We start from the raw sequence: 15,130 nt of genomic DNA, 5'->3' as shown, positions 1-15,130 counted from the left end.
ATGCTGGTGCGCATGGACCTTGCCGCGATCGAGGCGATCCGCCGGACCAAGCACGCGTACCTGCGCTGCGTCGACCTCAAACGCTGGGACGAGATCGGCGGAACCTTCACCGAAGACGCCACGGCCGACTACGGCACCCCCACCTACGGCGACCCGATCCGGCTGTCCGGCCGCGCCGCGATCGTGGACTTCCTGCGGACCCGCCTGGGCCCGGAGATCATCACGGTGCACCTGGCCACGCAGCCGGAGATCGACGTGGACGGCGACACCGCGACCGGCACGTGGGCGTTCCAGGACCAGGTGATCGCCACCGAGCACGACGTCGCGATCATCGGCGCCGCGTTCTACGAGGACCGCTACCGGCGAGAGGCCGACGGCGTCTGGCGGATCGCGCACACCGGCTACGTCCGCACCTACGAGGCGATGCTGTCGCTGGCGGACCTGAAGAGCTTCCGGCTCACCGCGAACCGGTGGGCCGTCCCGTCCGCATAGAACCCGTTCTAGGAGTCGCCGGTGCTCACGCAGCCGTTCGCCGAAGCCCTCGCCGAGGCCGAGAAGATCATCCGCGAGGCCCCGCACGTCGACAGTGAACAAGACCTGGTCGAGGGCCTGGACTACCTCGCCGGCAGCATCCGCGCCTCGCTGCAGATGGCCTGGGCCTACGAAAAGGACTTCCCGTTCTTCGTCCGCTCCACCGGCCCGTACACGAAGATGGGCCTGGACAACCCGGACACCCTGTACTTCCACTCCTACCTGCGCGACGACGCCGAATACGTGGTCACCGGGCAGCGCGGCACCACCGCCGACCTGAGTTTCCAGGTGCTCAACGGCAACTACTCGCCGGTGGAGGTGCCGGACAGCCTCACCGCGTTCGACGACCGGGCGTTCGACATCGGCGACGACGGCCGGTTCGAGATCCGGTTCGGGCCGGGGCTCAGCGGCCGCAACCGCTTTCCGCTCGGGCCGGGCTCGGCGATGCTGATCGTGCGGGAGGTGTTCAGCGACTGGGAACGCGAACGCCCCGGCATGATCCGCATCCGGCGCGCCGGCGCCGAAGGGGCCGCTCCCCCGCCGCTGTCCCGGGACACGCTGACCAAGCGCTACGGCGTGGCGGGCAAGATCCTGCTGTCGCGGCTGCGGACGTTCCTGGCCTTCCCCCGGTGGTTCTACCTCGACCTGCCGGTCAACACGATGACCGAGCCGCGCGCCACCCCGGGCGGGCTGAGCACGCAGTTCTCCTCGGCCGGGCACTACGACCTCGACGACGACCAGGCGATGGTCGTGACCGTGCCGCGCTGCGCGGACGCGCCCTACCAGGGCATCCAGCTGGGCAGCATGTGGTACGTCTCGCTGGACTACGCCCACCACCAGACGAGCCTCACCGCGGACCAGGCGCGCGTCGATCCGGACGGCAAGATGCGGTTCGTCATCAGCGAGCGCGACCCCGGGGTGGCGAACTGGCTGGAGCGCACCGGCCACCGCCGCGGGTACGTGCAGATCCGGTGGCAGCGGCTGTCCCGGGATCTCAAACCGGAGGACGGGCCGGAGGTCGAGATCGTGCCGGTGCGCGAACTGCCCGGGAAGCTGGCCTTCTACGAGCAGGCGAAGGTGACCCCCGCGGAGTGGTCCGCCCGGATCGCGGCCCGGCAGGCCGCCACGGCCGCGAGGATGCTGGGCTGATGTTGTTGCGCGACAAGGTGGTCGTGGTCTCCGGCGTCGGGCCCGGGCTCGGCCGGTCGATCGCGGTGGCGAGCGCGAAGGCCGGCGCCGACGTGGTGCTCGCGGCACGCACCGAATCCCGGCTGACCGACATCGCCAAGGAGATCGACGAGCTGGGCCGCCGCGCGATCTCGGTGCCTGCGGACGTCACCAGCGAGGCGGACGCGCGACGGCTCGTCGAGGCCACTGTGGACGCTTTCGGCCGGGTGGACGCCCTGGTGCACAACGCGTTCGCGATCCCGCCGATGACCGATCTGGCGAAGGTGGAGCTGGACGGGGTGCGCGCCGGGTTCGAGGCCGGCTCGATCGCCGCGCTGCGGCTGACCCGGTTGTTCCTGCCCGCGCTGGAGACGGCGGGCGGCTCGGTGGTGATGATCAACTCGGCGGTGCTGCGGCATTCCCGGCAGCCGTACGGGCCGTACAAGATGGCGAAGGCGAGCCTGCTCGCGCTGGCGCAGAGCCTGGCGACCGAGCTGGGGCCACGCGGCATCCGGGTCAACTCGGTCGCGCCCGGCTACATCTGGGCGGACACGCTGAAGTGGTACTTCGGCTACCTCGCCGAGCAGCGCGGCATCACCCGCGACGAGGTCTACGCCGAGACCGCGTCGGGCATCGACCTGCGCCGCCTGCCCGAACCCGACGAGATCGCCGACGCCGTGATCTTCCTGGCCTCACCGATGGCGCGGGCGATCACCGGGCAGTGCCTGGACGTCAACTGCGGCGAGTACCACCACTGAGGAGGCATCCGGTGAGCATCGGGCGCGACAGCGTCGGCACGGTCGAGGACCTGCACGAATCGGCCACCCGGTTCTGCGGCTTGTCCGATTTCGGGGGCGACGAGTACCGCGAGGGCCTGGCCGTGCTGCTGGAGTCCTACGCCCGCGACGCCGGGCTGACGCCGTTCGGCAACAAGATCAAGCGCGCGTTCCTTCGGCAGGCGCTGGTGGCGCGGCTGCTCAGCGAACAGGCGTGGAAGCGGAACCCGGCGCACGCGGACGTGCGGATCGAGCGGCCGATCTTCGTCACCGGGCTGCCCCGCACCGGCACCACCGCGCTGCACCGGCTGCTCACCGCGGACCCGGCGCACCAGGGCCTGGAGGTGTGGCTGACCGAGGTGCCGCAGCCCCGGCCCCCGCGCGAGACGTGGGCGGACGACCCGGTGTTCCAGGGCATCCAGGCAGGGTACGAAAAGCACCACGTCGAGCACCCGGAGTTCCTCGGCGTGCACCACAGCTCGGCCGAGCAGGTCGAGGAGTGCTGGCAACTGCTGCGGCAGTCGGCGAAGTCGGTGTCCTACGAGTGCCTGGCCCACGTGCCGACGTACTCGCAGTGGCTGGCGGCGCAGGACTGGACGGACGCCTACGCGCGGCACCGGCGCAACCTGCAGCTGATCGGGCTGCCGGACGCGGACAAGCGGTGGGTGCTGAAGAACCCGTCGCACCTGTTCGCGCTGGACGCGCTGCTCGCGGTCTACCCGGACGCGCTGGTGATCCAGACCCACCGCGCCCCGGAGACGATCATCGCGTCGGTGTGCAGCCTCAACCAGCAGGCGTCGGCGGGCTGGTCGACGGTGTTCTCCGGGCCGGTGGTGGGCCGTGCGCAGCTGGAGCTGTGGTCCCGCGGCGCGGCGACGTTCAGGCGGGAGCGGGCCAAGCACGACCCGGCGCAGTTCCACGACGTCGACTACGCCGACTTCGTGGCCGACCCGCTGCGGGTCGTCGCGTCGGTGTACGACCACTTCGGACTGCCGTTCACGGCCGAGGCGGAGTCGGCGATGCGGGCGGTGTACGCGGAGAGCACGACCGGCGCGGCGCGCCCCTCGCACCGCTACACGCTGGCGGAGTTCGGCCTGACGGCCGAGGAGGTGCGGGAGCGCTTCGCCTGATCTAGATGAGTGAGTCCTGGGTCTGGGCAGTGTCGGGAGAGGGGTGAAGGGTGTTCGAGATCGGTTTGTGACGACCGACCTGAACACCCTTGTGACCGCACTGCAGGTCGAGATCGATGACCACCTCGGTAAGCCCGCTCGTGTCGGCAGGCCATCCCGGCTGTCGGATGCTGAACTGCTGACCCTGGCCGACAAGAGCTACGCCTCCCGCGAACCGGACACCTACCTCACCACCGCGGTCCGGCACAACCCCCGCGACCAGTCAACCCACCACCCGAACCCTGATCACCAACGACCACTGACCAAGGTCGGACTCACTCGTCTACCGGACCGCGTCGAACCGCTCGGTGCCCACCACGCCGAGCAGCTTCAGCTTCTCCGCCGCCTCGGTGCGCGGCGGGGCCGTGAGCACCAGCAGCATCTGCGACTGGTCCTCGGTGAACAGCACCTGGCAGTCCACCTCGATCTCGCCCAGCTGCGGGTGCACGAGGACCTTGTGGTCCACGAAGCGTTTGGCGACCTCGTGGCGTTCCCACAGGTCCGCGAACTCCGGGCTGGCCTTCGACAGCACGCGCACCAGCTCCCCGGCGCGGGACCGCGGGCCCATCGACCCGAGGGCGGCACGCAGGCCGGCCACCAGCGCGCGGCCCTGGCGGGCGCGGTCGTGCTCGGGGTAGATCAGGCGCTCGGCCGGGTCGGTGAACCAGCGGTAGATCTCGCTGCGTGCCCACCCCGTGAGGTGGGACCGGTCGCCGTAGAGGGCGTCGGCCATGCTGTTCTGCACGAGCACCTCGCCGAGGTTGGACAGGATCAGCGCGGGCGTGTCCGACAGCCGGTCCAGCACCCGCTGCAACGCGGGCGCCACGTGGGCGGCCGCGGCCACCGGGGTGGGGGCGTTGCGGCCGGCGATCCGGAACAGGTAGTCGCGCTCGGTGCCGGTCAGACGCAACGCGCGGGCGAGTGCGGCCAGCATCTGCTCGCTCGGCTGCGGGCCACGCTGCTGCTCCAGCCGGGTGTAGTAGTCCGTCGACATCGCCGCCAGCGCCGCCACCTCCTCCCGCCGCAGGCCGGTCGCGCGGCGGCGGGGCCCGGCGGGCAGCCCGACGTCCTCGGGCCGCAGCTGCTCCCGGCGTCGGCGCAGGAACGCCGCCAGCTCCACACGATCCATGCCCCCAGTATCCGCACCCGCCCGGCGCGAACCAGGGATCGCCGATCCCCCGATGAGCGATCTCTTCTTCGCGTCCGCCCGGCTGGACAGACTCGGGGCATGGACATCAGCGGAAACACCGTCTTCATCCCCGGATCGACCAGCGGTATCGGCCTCGCGCTCGCGCGGCGGCTGCGGGCCAAGGGCAACACGGTCATCATCGGCGGCCGCCGCACCGAACTGCTCGACGAGCTCGCCGCCGACGGGTTCGACACCGTGCGGATCGACACCGCCGACGCCGGGAGCATCCGCGCCGCGGCCAACGAGGTGATCACCAGGCACCCGGACCTCAACGTGGTCGTCGCGATGGCCGGCATCATGCGTGTGGAGGACTGGCACCACCCGGACGGGTTCCTGGCCTCGGCCGAGGAGACCGTGACCACGAACCTGCTCGGCCCGATCCGGCTGATCGCCGCGTTCATCGAGCACCTGCGGGCCCGGCCGGACGCGACGATCGTGACGGTGTCCTCGGGCCTGGCATTCGCGCCGCTGGCGGCCACGCCGAGCTACAACGCGAGCAAGGCGGCCATCCACATGCTCAGCGAGTCGCTGCGGCTGCAGCTGGCGGACACGACCGTGCGGGTGGGCGAGCTGGAGCCGCCGTCGGTGCGGACGGCGCTGCTGCCCGGCCAGGAGGACAGCGGCTTCGCGATGCCGCTGGACGAGTTCGCCGACGAGGTGATCAAGCTGTTCGAGTCCCAGCCGGACGCGAAGGAGATCCAGGTGGAGCGCGTGAAGTTTCTCCGCTACGGCGAGGCCCGCGGCGACTACGAGCAGGTCGTGGCGACCCTCAACGCCGCCGACCCGCACGGCAAGCACTAGGTCGCCAGCCGCCGCCAGGACAGCAGGAACACCAGCGCCGCGACGATCGACCCGGCGGAGGCGAACGATCCGGCACCCAGGTGGATCACCCACTCGTCCGCCCCGGGCAGGCCCTCGCGCGCCAGCGGGACTCCCCAGAGGATGCCGCCGAGGGTCAGGCCGGCCAGGGCGGCGACCACGGCGAGGGAGCCGATCACCACCCGGCCGACCCGCCGCTTTCCCTCGTACGGGCGCACCGCGCCCCGCCGCGCCAGCCACCACGACGCGAGCGCCGCCAGCGCGAGGGCGATCGCGTCGGCGGCGAGGGTGTCGGACAGCCGGTGCCACTTCGCGGTGAGCGTGTACTGCCCGATCCCCACCGCCCACGGCAGCACGACCAGCATCACCGCCCCGCGCCACCGGTACGGCGCGACGATCACCGCGGCGAACAGCACGGTCATGGCGACCGTGGTGTGGCCGCTGGGCAGGCTGTTGCCGGCGAAGTCGCCCGTCACCGGCACCAGCGCGGGCCGGACCAGCACGAACCGCTTCAGCACCTGCACGACCACCTGGCCGAGCACGATCACCCCGACCGCCGCGACCGCCAGGTCCCAGCGGCGGCGCAGCGCCCCGGTCAGGGCGATGACCAGCGTCGCCGCGGCCAGCGAGTAGACCGTGATCTCGTCCAGGGCCCGCCACGCCTGCGCGGACTCGGCCGCGTCCGCCTGGTCCGCTCCCCGCAGCGCGGCGTTCTCCAGCGCCTGCCCGGTCGCCGTGCACACGGCGAGCAGGTAGACCGCCACCGCCACCGCGGCCGCCACGCCCGCGATCACCAGCCACCGCCGCGCCGGAACACCGGCCGTCCGCCGGGCCTCCTCGGTGTCCACCGCCACCCGCCCAGGATGGATCAAGCGGGGCACCGGCGCACGTCGTGCGATCCTGGACCGGTGAACGACCTGTACGTGACCGGCGTGCGCCCGTGGGGCGGTCCCCTGTCCGATGTGGAGATCCGCGACGGCCGCATCGCGGCGGTGACCGCGGCCGGTGCCGCCGCGCCCGCGGGGGTGACCCGTCTCGACGGCGAGGGGCGGCTGCTCGTGCCGTCGTTCTCCGACGTGCACGTCCACCTGGACTCCACGCGGCTGGGGCTGCCGTGGCGCCCCAACGACTCCCCCGGCGGCGTATGGGCGAACATGCTGCACGACCGGGCGCACTGGCGCGAGGCCGAGGCGCCGATGACCGAGCGCTCCACCCACATGCTCGGCCGGCTCATCGCGCACGGCGTCACCCGGGTGCGCGGCTACGCGCAGGTCGACGCCGACTGCAAGCTGGACCGCCTCGAAGCCGTCGTCGCCGCCCGCGAAACCCACGCCGAGCGCGCCGACGTCGAGATCATCGCCTTCCCCCAGGCCGGGCTGCTGCGCGAACCCGGCGTGCCGGAGCTGATGGAGGCCGCGCTGCGCAACGGCGCCGACGTGGTGGGCGGCATCGACCCGTGCGGCCTGGACCGGGATCCGGTGCGGCACCTGGACATCGTGTTCGGCCTGGCCGAGCGGTTCGGGGCCGCCGTGGACGTCCACCTGCACGAACCCGGCGAGCTGGGCCTGTTCAGCCTGGAGCTGATCATCGAGCGGACGCGGGCGCTGGACCTGCGTGGCAGGGTCACGATCTCGCACGCCTTCACGCTCGCCCACACCCCGTCGCCGCGGCTGGACGAGGTGCTGGCCGAGATGGCCGAGCTGGACATCTCGGTCGCCACCGTCGCGCCACCGGGCCGCAACACGCTGCCGCTGCGGCGGCTCACCGAAGCCGGGATCCGGGTCGGCCTGGGCGACGACGGGCAGCGCGACTACTGGTCCCCTACGGCAACGCGGACCTGCTCGACCGCACCTGGCAGCTGGCGTTCACCAACGGGTTCCGCAACGACGACCTGGTGGAGCACGCGCTGGCCGTCGGCACCTGGGGCGGCGCGACGGTGATCGACCCGTCGCTGCCGCCGCTGCGGGGTGTGGCCGACCGCCCCGGCGTCGCGGTGGGCGACCCGGCCGACCTGGTGCTGCTCGACGGCGAGGCGCCCGCGGCCGCGGTGCAGGACCGGCTGCCACACCGCACGGTGATCCACGCCGGGCGCGTGGTCGCGCACGACCTCGCACTGGTCTGACCCGGACGCTCAGAGCCGGATCGCCGGGTTCTCCTGGCGCAGCAGCGAGGCGACGTTCCCGGGGTGTTCGTCCGCGACCACCACGGCACCCCGGACCAGCTCGCGCGCCCCGTCGAGCAGTTCCGCGGCCAGCGCCAGCCCGACCTCGGCCTCCCGCTCCCCCGCCGCCTCCAGCTCGGACAGCGCGCGCGGCGGGATCATCACGTCCGGGACCTCGTAGGCGAGGTACTCGGCCTCGGCGAACCCGGTCAGCGGCGCGATCGCCACCAGCACCGGGATGTCCACACCGGACAGTTCGGTCGCGATCCGGGACAGGCCTTCCAGCTCGTAGACCGGCCGTGTGATGAGGAACTGCGCGCCCGCGGCGATCTTCGCCTTGGTGCGGGCCAGCTCGGCGTCCGCGTCCTCCGCGCCGGGGTTGACGCGCGCGCCGATGTGGAACGCGGTGCGGGTCGCCAGGGTGAGACCGGTGTGGTCGCGGCCGGCGTTGAGGCCGGCGAGCAGCCCGATCAGGCCCACCGAGTCGACCTCCCACACGCCGTCGGCGCCCGGGTAGTCGCCCAGCGGCGCGGGCGTGCCGGTCTCGCACACCACCGTGCGCAGGCCGAACGCGTGCGCGCCCAGCAGGTCCGCCTGCAGCGCGGCGAGCGACCGGTCCCAGGCGGTGACCGTGGTGATGGTGTCCACGCCCGCCTCGCGCTCCAGGCGGAGGGCCTCGCCGAAGTTGCCGCGCACCAGCGCGAGATCGGCGCCGCGGACGCGCTCGACGTCCTCCGGCTCGCCGTGCGGGGTGACCTGCGCGGCGAGGACGAACCCGGGTCGCGCCAGCCGCCGGGCGAGCGGGCTCTGGGGCGGCGCCGGACGCGGCTTGGGCACCGCCGTCACGGGGTTGGCCTGGCGGGGACGCAGGTCGGCCAGGCGCGCGACGACCTCGCGGATGTGGCTGGGCGTGGTGCCGCAGCATCCACCGATCATCGCGGCGCCGTGCTCGGCGTAGCGGCGGGCGTAGCGGCCGAAGTGCGCGCGGGTGACCGGGTAGCTGAAGCGGCGCCCGGTGCGCCGGGGCATGCCCGCGTTCGGGTGCACGCCCACCGGCAGGTCGGTGGCGTCCTTGAGTTCGCCGAGGATCGCGAGCATGTGCTGGGGGCCGACGGTGCAGTTGGCGCCGACCGCGGTGACCGGCAGGGCGGCGAGCGCCTTGACCACCTCGCGCGGGGTTTCGCCGCCCGGCGTGAGACCGCCGCTGGTGAAGGTCGCCTGGGCGACGATCGGCAGGTCGGTGACCTCGGTGGTCACCGTGATGGCCTCGACCAGCTCGTCGAGGTAGCCGAACGTCTCCAGCACCAGCAGGTCGACCCCGCCGTCGACGAGGGCCTGGACCTGCTCGCGCACGACCTCGGCCCGCTCGTCGGCGCGCACCCCGGCCCGGTGGCTGGAGGAGATCGCGGGCGACACCGCCCCGGCGACGAAGATCGTCCGGTGCACGCCGCGCCGGGCCTGCCGCGCCAGGCGGACGGCGGCGAGGTTGATGTCCCGGGGGCTCACCGAGCACCCGTGCTCGGCCAGCCGCAGCCGGTTCGCGCCGAAGGTGTTGGTGAGCAGGACGTCCGCCCCCGCCGCGACGTAGCTCTCGTGGATCGTGCTGACCAGCTCGGGATTCGAGAGGTTGAGTTCGGGTAGGGCCCGATCGAGCGAATTGCCGGCCACGTGCAGGACGGTGCCCATGGCCCCGTCGAACACCAGAACCCGCTCGGACAGCTGCTCCGCGAACCGACCTCTCACGTACCCTCCCGGCGTCGTTACCTCCGGGCGTGCACGTGCACGAGGGCCCGGCCGGCGCCGCACCCCCACCAGAGCACCGCGCCGCCCGCCATGGGTCCATCCTAGGCGCTGCGGCGGGTCAATTGACCGTTTCGACACCGCAGCTGCACCACCACTGGGCCGTTCGAGTGAGCCGCCCACCGCGGTGGTGGTCGCCGGAGGTGCGATATGTTGTCGTTCACCCCTGACGGGGTGCGGGCGCGGACGTGGCGTGCCCGCCTGGGGCCGGTAGCTCAGCTGGTTAGAGCAGGGGACTCATAATCCCTTGGCCGCGGGTTCGAGCCCCGCCCGGCCCACCGGTTCTGACCAGGCGTTATGTCTCGTTGCTTGATCATCTTGCTGCGTCTTGTCCATGACTCTGTCCATTGACGCGTTCCGCGACTCCGACCCACGCTTGCGTTCATGAGCGAGCCGACAACCAAGGGCGACAACCGCAAGCGCGGCAACATCCGCCAGCGCGGCAAGTCCCTTCAGCTCCGCGTCTACGCCGGCATCGACCCGGTGACCGGGCGGCAGAGCTACCTCACCGAGACGGTCAAGGGCACCGACAAGGCCGCACACCACCACGCGCAGAAGGTCATGACGCGCTTGCAGGCTCAGGTCGACCGCCAGCGCCGCCCCGACTCCTCGGTCACGCTGTCCTACGCGATCGACGAGTGGCTCAAGACCGCGGACATCGAGGCCACCACCCGGCACGGGTACGTGGGCTACATCAACCGCACGATCAACCCCGCCCTCGGCGAGATCGCGGTCAACAAAATCACGGCCCGCGCCCTCGAAACCTTCTACGCCGAACTCCGCCGATGCCGCGTCCGCTGCGACGGCCGCCCTTACATCGAACACAAGCGCGAGGGTGACCATGACTGCAAGGTCGCCAAGTGCACGCCGCACAAGTGCAGCGGCATGGCCAACTCCAGCGTGCGTCAGATCCACTCGATCATCAGCGGCGTCCTCAACGCCGCCGTCCGCTGGGAGTGGATCAGCACGAACCCGGCCCAGATCGCCCAGCGCCCGCGCCAGACAGCTCCACAGCCCGACCCGCCTTCACCCGCCGAAGCCGCCCGCCTCGTCGAGAAGGCGTTCGCGCTCGACGAAGACTGGGGAACCCTCGTCTGGCTCGTCATGGTCCCGCGTCGACCTCGACGAAGGAATCATCGAGATCCGCCGCAGCTACACAAAGCTCCGCGGCGTGGGCCAGGAGAAGGACACCAAGACCCACCAGATGCGCCGCGTCGCCCTGGACACCGAGACGATCGTGCTCCTGCGCGAGCACAAGGCCCGCATGCAGCAACGCTGCCACGAACTCGGCGCCAAGTGGTCGGAGAACTCGTTCGTCTTCACCAGCACCCGCGGAGCCGACCTGAACGAGCCCTACTCCCCCGACGCCGTCTCCAGCCGCTACAAGAAGATGGCAACCCGCCTCGGCATCGACACCCACATCCACGCACTGCGGCACTACTCCGCCACCGAACTGCTCACCGCCGGAGTCGACCTCCGAACCGTCGTCGGCCGCCTCGGCCACGGCGGCGGCGCCACGACCCTGCGCGTCTACGCCGCGTGGGTGGCCGCCGCCGACCGCAAGGCCGCTGAGGTCCTCGGTTCCCGGATGCCAAAACGGCACCCCTAGTACTCCAGCCGCATTTCGTGATGCTTGTGCTGTCTTCGCTGGTGGTGGCTGGTCTTGGCGCGGTGCTGGTGCCGGCGTCGCCAGCGTGACCAGGCCTTGGTCCGGAGCCACGGGGACCTGGTGTGGATCAGATGTGCCAGGAGACGGCGGATTTCGCTGAGGGTGAGCGGGATGAGGCCGCGGCCAGGACTTTTGGGGACACCGCTGCCGTGACCGCGAGATAGGTGTGCGCGAGCATGGCCAGGGTGATGTGGCGATACCAGGCGTCGTAACGCCGGACTTGGTAGTGGTCAAGGCCGACTTCGTTCTTGGCGGTCTGGAAGCATTCCTCGATGGCCCAGCGGGCACCCGCGACCCGGATGAGCTCCTCGTCCGGCGTCGTCGCGGGGGCGCAGCACAGATAGTAGGCGAGTTCGGGTTCGACTCGGGTGGGGGTGATCTGGCGACGGACGAGTAGGCGTCGAGTCCACCCGTCGGGGGTGTGCTTGCCGATGGTGGGGATGGTGGCGGTGGCCCAGTCGTAGAGCCGTGGTCCTTTGGCGCCGTCACCTGCTGAGCGGCGTTTCCAGATCTCGGGTGGCGCTTGGGCGACGAGGTGATCCGCTCGTGCTGTGGCGAACCCGCCGGCGGGTAAGGGCTGACTGCGAGGGACGGCGACGACGTAGCCGATGTTGTGCTGTTCCAGCCAGGATCGGAACTTGTTGTCTTGGCCGTAGGCTTCGTCAGCGGTCACCCATCGTGCGGGGACACCGGCCGCGAACGAGCGGGCGAGCATCGCTTTGGCCAGGGTGGTCTTCGTCGCGAACTCGACCTCGTCCGGCACCGCCGCGTCGCGACAACGCTCACGGTCGGCGATCCAGGATTTCGGCAGATACAGCTCGCGATCGACGAGAGTGCGTCCTTTCGTTGTGGTGTAGGCGAGGAACACGCCGAGTTGGCAGTTCTCGATCCGGCCCGCGGTCCCGGAGTACTGCCGCTGCACCCCAGCGGATTTGGTGCCTTTCTTGAGGAATCCGGTCTCGTCCACGACCAGGACACCGTCCGGGTCGCCGAGGTGTTCCACGGCAAAGGCCCGCACGTCGTCGCGGACACCGTCAGCATCCCAGGCGGCGGCGTTGAGCAGCCGCTGCATGCCATCCGGGGTAGTCTCTCCGGCAACCTCGGCCAGGGTCCAGCCGTTCTTGTCCGCCAACGGCGCTAACAAGCCTCGCACGTAGGCGCGGGCACGTCGGCGAGGCTCGGCCCGGAAGAACCGGCCCGCGACCCGCCCGAACAACTCCTCCAAGCCCGCCGCCCACGCCGAGATGGCCTCATCCACCCACACAAGACCCAGAACCTATCAGAGCAAGATCACGAAGTGCGGCTGGAGTACTAGTGCGCTCCGACCATCCCCGTGGCAACCTTCGGCGTGGCGCGCCTGCTCAAACCGTCCACAGCAGCAGTGCCGAACACGTCCAACTGTCCGGTGGCGGAAACGACTTCAGGCATCCCGCAGCGCCATGCTGCGCTTTCACATAATGATCATCAGGAATAGAACAGTTTGTCCACGATCTGCACCGCCGGATATACCGAAATGTCCAGCGTTCCCGACATGCCAGTTGAAGCAAATTCGGCAACAATATTCCTGGAGTCAGGTCGGGATTCCACCATCAAACGAGTCACCCCTTCCCTGAAACACTCATATGTCACGCATCCACCTGCAGAGATACGTAGAAATATCGAGCGGCCAAGATAGTCGTACGACAACTCTAGATCTTCACCCGTCTCACAGGAGTAGCGCAAGCCCCACGTGTCAACCTCATCAGGGACCGGCTCAGGAACCACCCTCAGTACGTCGAGAAAGTCTCGCTCTTCGGGTACCACAAACTCGCCAATTGCCATCACTGCTTGCCCTTCGGGATCACCGTCGTCAACATCAGCCCCTCGTTGGCCACAAGCCACGCCGACTTCAACTTGATGATACCTCCCGGTCCCATGAAGAGCGATTCGCGCACTTGAGTGACGCCATACTCGTTCTCCTTCAGCCTCAAGATGTTGTCGTCGTTCTGCACAACCTCATTAAAGTGATCTCTGAGCATGGCGCGGCTCACGGGGGTGTCGTAAATACCGATCTTGCCAAACAAGGTCTCATTCTGCTTTGACCGCTCGAAATTCTTCTTGTTACTTGGGTCGGCTCCCCCAAACAGGTAGTCATACTTTCCGGGCGCGATTATCGCTTGTCGTCCGCTATCTCCACACACCCATACCTGCGCCGAGACACTTCCGTCAGCACGCCGCTGAGCGCCAGCTGCGGGTCTGTAACGACATCGGTGTTTTCGGCGTTTGCGGTTAGTACTTCTCGGCGCTCGGCCAGCGGTCACCGAACGTGTTCGCGAACGCGTTCAACGCGGGCTTCCACCGCATCGCCCACCTTGCCTGCCCCTTCCCGGTCGGGTCCAGCGACCGGGTGACCAGGTAGAGACACTTTAACGCAGCTTACTCTGTGGGGAAGTGACCTCGTGCCCGCACGGCCTTACGATACCGCGCGTTCAAGGACTCAATGGCGTTTGTCGAGCACAACTCGCGCGCCAAAAATCTCCGCGAAATGCGCGGAAATCTCGCCCGTCGTCAGCCCTTTCGCATACGTGCTGCCGCGCTGCCAACCGGAACGTATTGCGGATCAAATGAACGATGCACGTCTGAACAATGGTCTGCGGCCACACGTTCGTGACGGTCTCCGGGAGACCTTTGAGGCCGTCGCAGACGAGGAAGAACACGTCGCGGATCCCGCGGTTCTTCAGATCGACCAGGACGCTCATCCAGAATTTCGCGCCCTCGCCACCGACGCCCATCCACAGGCCCAGGACGTCCTTATGCCCGTCCACGGTCACGCCGATGGCCGCGTAGACCGGCCGGTTGGCGACCTGCCCGTCCCGAACCTTGATGTGGATAGCGTCGATGAACACCGCCGCGTAGATCGCGTCGAATGGGCGGCTGGCCCATTCCTGCATCTCGGCGACAACCTTATCGGTGATCCGCAAGATCGTCTCCTTACTCACCGACGCCCCATAGATCTCACCGAAATGCGCGGAGATCTCGCCGGTGGTCATTCCTTTCGCATATAACGACAACACGATCTCGTCCACGTCGGCGAGCCGACGCTGCCGCTTCTTTACGATCTGGGGCTCGAACGTGCTTTCCCGATCCCGCGGAACCTCGACCCGTATCTCGCCGGCAGCGTCCGAAATCACGGTCTTCGACCGAGTCCCGTTCCGCACATTGGTCGATTCCCGATCCGCCTCCGCCTGATTCTTCTCATGGCCGAGGTGCTCGGTCATTTCCTCGTTCAGTGCCGTTTCCAGCACGTTCTTGGTGAACAGCTTGAGCAGGCCGTCCGGGCCGGTCAACGCCAACCCTCGCGCCTTGGCCTCGGCCACCATCGCCGCCGCGGCAGCCTGCTCCGGCGACAGCTGCGCCGCCTTCTGGTCACGCTTGCGTGGACTCACAAGGTCCGATGTCATCACTCACAGTGCCCATCCCGCCGGACCTCAGCCCGGCGTGTCGGGCCAGAAACACCGATCTTGGAACAGTCCCCCCGTGGCCGGGAAAGCCGCATACCCCAGGACTCCATTCTGATGCAGAGAGCCTGAAATGCGCGACTTGGGCAATTCCACGTCTTTTTCTCAGGACCCCTCAAAGCTTGCGCCGCTGCTTGCTCCGGATCACGTACAGTGTAGAAGCCGCGACGGAAGGCCGGTTTGGCGAGCCCCTGCCGTCGGATCGGATACTCCGCGCACAATGGTCGTCCGCGTCCCGCGGTAGAGATCGATGAAGTTGTCCGGGACTGACCCTGGCCGACATCGGCTGCCGCTCGGCCCTGTGCGCGCTTGGCTGAGCCGAGCACCTTCAGGTTGATGACGGGCTGGTTAT

At 69.4% G+C, this 15,130-nt stretch carries 14 protein-coding genes, 1 tRNA gene and 3 pseudogenes; 11 read left to right on the top strand and 7 right to left on the bottom strand.

Annotation, left to right across the window (positions count from 1 at the left end; translation table 11 throughout):
• Window positions 1–12 precede the first annotated feature (12 nt).
• The 5 genes and pseudogenes from L1857_RS14885 to L1857_RS35685 all read left to right on the top strand — a co-directional run.
• Window positions 13–492 (top strand): nuclear transport factor 2 family protein, encoded by a 480-nt coding sequence (locus L1857_RS14885; protein WP_094005893.1) that lies wholly within the window; start codon window positions 13–15, stop codon window positions 490–492.
• Between the two features lie 21 nt (window positions 493–513).
• Window positions 514–1,680 (top strand): hypothetical protein, encoded by a 1,167-nt coding sequence (locus L1857_RS14880; RefSeq protein WP_094005833.1) that lies wholly within the window; start codon window positions 514–516, stop codon window positions 1,678–1,680.
• On the top strand, window positions 1,680–2,456 hold the full coding sequence (locus L1857_RS14875; protein WP_094005832.1) for an SDR family oxidoreductase: 777 nt from the start codon (window positions 1,680–1,682) through the stop codon (window positions 2,454–2,456). Before L1857_RS14880 ends, L1857_RS14875 begins: the two co-directional genes overlap by 1 nt.
• Before the next feature lie 11 nt (window positions 2,457–2,467).
• A complete protein-coding gene (locus L1857_RS14870; protein ID WP_094005831.1) occupies window positions 2,468–3,604 on the top strand; it encodes a sulfotransferase family protein in 1,137 nt (378 codons plus the stop codon).
• Between the two features lie 67 nt (window positions 3,605–3,671).
• Window positions 3,672–3,794, top strand: a pseudogene (locus tag L1857_RS35685) (IS982 family transposase); the annotation flags it as partial.
• 132 nt (window positions 3,795–3,926) lie between these two features.
• Here L1857_RS35685 and L1857_RS14865 read toward each other — a convergent pair.
• Complete coding sequence (locus tag L1857_RS14865; protein WP_249465371.1) at window positions 3,927–4,772, bottom strand: helix-turn-helix transcriptional regulator; 846 nt, start codon at window positions 4,770–4,772, stop codon at window positions 3,927–3,929.
• A gap of 99 nt (window positions 4,773–4,871) precedes the next feature.
• Here L1857_RS14865 and L1857_RS14860 point away from each other — a divergent pair, with 99 nt between their 5' ends.
• Window positions 4,872–5,633, top strand: a complete 762-nt coding sequence (locus tag L1857_RS14860; RefSeq protein WP_116114887.1) for an SDR family oxidoreductase — start codon at window positions 4,872–4,874, stop codon at window positions 5,631–5,633.
• On the opposite strand, the gene L1857_RS14855 is transcribed toward L1857_RS14860, so the two are convergent.
• Entirely contained in the window at window positions 5,630–6,505 is an 876-nt protein-coding gene (locus L1857_RS14855; RefSeq protein ID WP_249465368.1) for a phosphatase PAP2 family protein, read from the bottom strand. The genes L1857_RS14860 and L1857_RS14855 overlap by 4 nt on opposite strands.
• Window positions 6,506–6,559: 54 nt before the next feature.
• Here L1857_RS14855 and L1857_RS14850 point away from each other — a divergent pair, with 54 nt between their 5' ends.
• Both L1857_RS14850 and L1857_RS14845 read left to right on the top strand, forming a co-directional pair.
• Entirely contained in the window at window positions 6,560–7,591 is a 1,032-nt protein-coding gene (locus tag L1857_RS14850; RefSeq protein WP_249465362.1) for an amidohydrolase family protein, read from the top strand.
• A complete protein-coding gene (locus L1857_RS14845) occupies window positions 7,546–7,773 on the top strand; it encodes a hypothetical protein (RefSeq protein WP_249465359.1) in 228 nt (75 codons plus the stop codon). The genes L1857_RS14850 and L1857_RS14845 overlap by 46 nt, the downstream gene beginning before the upstream one ends.
• A 9-nt stretch (window positions 7,774–7,782) precedes the next feature.
• Here L1857_RS14845 and L1857_RS14840 read toward each other — a convergent pair whose 3' ends face one another.
• Window positions 7,783–9,555, bottom strand: a complete 1,773-nt coding sequence (locus L1857_RS14840; RefSeq protein WP_116114890.1) for a bifunctional homocysteine S-methyltransferase/methylenetetrahydrofolate reductase — start codon at window positions 9,553–9,555, stop codon at window positions 7,783–7,785.
• Between the two features lie 261 nt (window positions 9,556–9,816).
• On the opposite strand from L1857_RS14840, the gene L1857_RS14835 reads away from it, so the two are divergent.
• From L1857_RS14835 to L1857_RS14825, 3 genes and pseudogenes are all read left to right on the top strand, one after another.
• A tRNA-Ile gene (locus L1857_RS14835) sits at window positions 9,817–9,890 on the top strand.
• Window positions 9,891–9,996: 106 nt separating this feature from the next.
• A pseudogene (locus L1857_RS35570) lies at window positions 9,997–10,332 on the top strand (site-specific integrase); the annotation flags it as partial.
• Between the two features lie 121 nt (window positions 10,333–10,453).
• Window positions 10,454–11,221: a tyrosine-type recombinase/integrase gene (locus L1857_RS14825; RefSeq protein ID WP_240323439.1), complete on the top strand. Its 768-nt coding sequence runs from the start codon at window positions 10,454–10,456 to the stop codon at window positions 11,219–11,221.
• Window positions 11,222–11,348: 127 nt separating this feature from the next.
• On the opposite strand, the gene L1857_RS14820 is transcribed toward L1857_RS14825, so the two are convergent.
• The 4 genes and pseudogenes from L1857_RS14820 to L1857_RS14805 form a co-directional block, all read right to left on the bottom strand.
• On the bottom strand, window positions 11,349–12,539 hold the full coding sequence (locus L1857_RS14820) for an IS701 family transposase (protein ID WP_429727760.1): 1,191 nt from the start codon (window positions 12,537–12,539) through the stop codon (window positions 11,349–11,351).
• A 206-nt stretch (window positions 12,540–12,745) separates the two neighbouring features.
• Window positions 12,746–13,102: a hypothetical protein gene (locus tag L1857_RS14815; protein WP_162831259.1), complete on the bottom strand. Its 357-nt coding sequence runs from the start codon at window positions 13,100–13,102 to the stop codon at window positions 12,746–12,748.
• Window positions 13,102–13,344, bottom strand: a complete 243-nt coding sequence (locus tag L1857_RS14810; protein WP_116114892.1) for a hypothetical protein — start codon at window positions 13,342–13,344, stop codon at window positions 13,102–13,104. Before L1857_RS14810 ends, L1857_RS14815 begins: the two co-directional genes overlap by 1 nt.
• 205 nt (window positions 13,345–13,549) lie before the next feature.
• Window positions 13,550–14,721: pseudogene (locus L1857_RS14805) on the bottom strand (IS256 family transposase).
• Window positions 14,722–15,130 lie beyond the last annotated feature (409 nt).

Origin of the sequence: Amycolatopsis thermalba, from assembly GCF_023376025.1 — a bacterium.
Classification (GTDB): Bacteria; Actinomycetota; Actinomycetes; order Mycobacteriales; family Pseudonocardiaceae; genus Amycolatopsis_E; species Amycolatopsis_E thermalba.
The sequence above is the reverse complement of the archived record's forward strand: the minus strand, read 5'-3'. Positions and strand labels throughout refer to the sequence as shown.

What these genes read in the sequence shown, in the direction of transcription:
- L1857_RS14885 (WP_094005893.1), top strand. Translation starts at nt 13, where the DNA reads ATGGACCTTGCCGCGATCGAGGCGATCCGCCGGACCAAGCACGCGTAC.
- L1857_RS14875 (WP_094005832.1), top strand. Translation starts at nt 1,680, where the DNA reads ATGTTGTTGCGCGACAAGGTGGTCGTGGTCTCCGGCGTCGGGCCCGGG.
- L1857_RS14865 (WP_249465371.1), bottom strand. Translation starts at nt 4,772, where the DNA reads ATGGATCGTGTGGAGCTGGCGGCGTTCCTGCGCCGACGCCGGGAGCAG.
- L1857_RS14860 (WP_116114887.1), top strand. Translation starts at nt 4,872, where the DNA reads ATGGACATCAGCGGAAACACCGTCTTCATCCCCGGATCGACCAGCGGT.
- L1857_RS14825 (WP_240323439.1), top strand. Translation starts at nt 10,454, where the DNA reads ATGACTGCAAGGTCGCCAAGTGCACGCCGCACAAGTGCAGCGGCATGG.
- L1857_RS14815 (WP_162831259.1), bottom strand. Translation starts at nt 13,102, where the DNA reads ATGGCAATTGGCGAGTTTGTGGTACCCGAAGAGCGAGACTTTCTCGAC.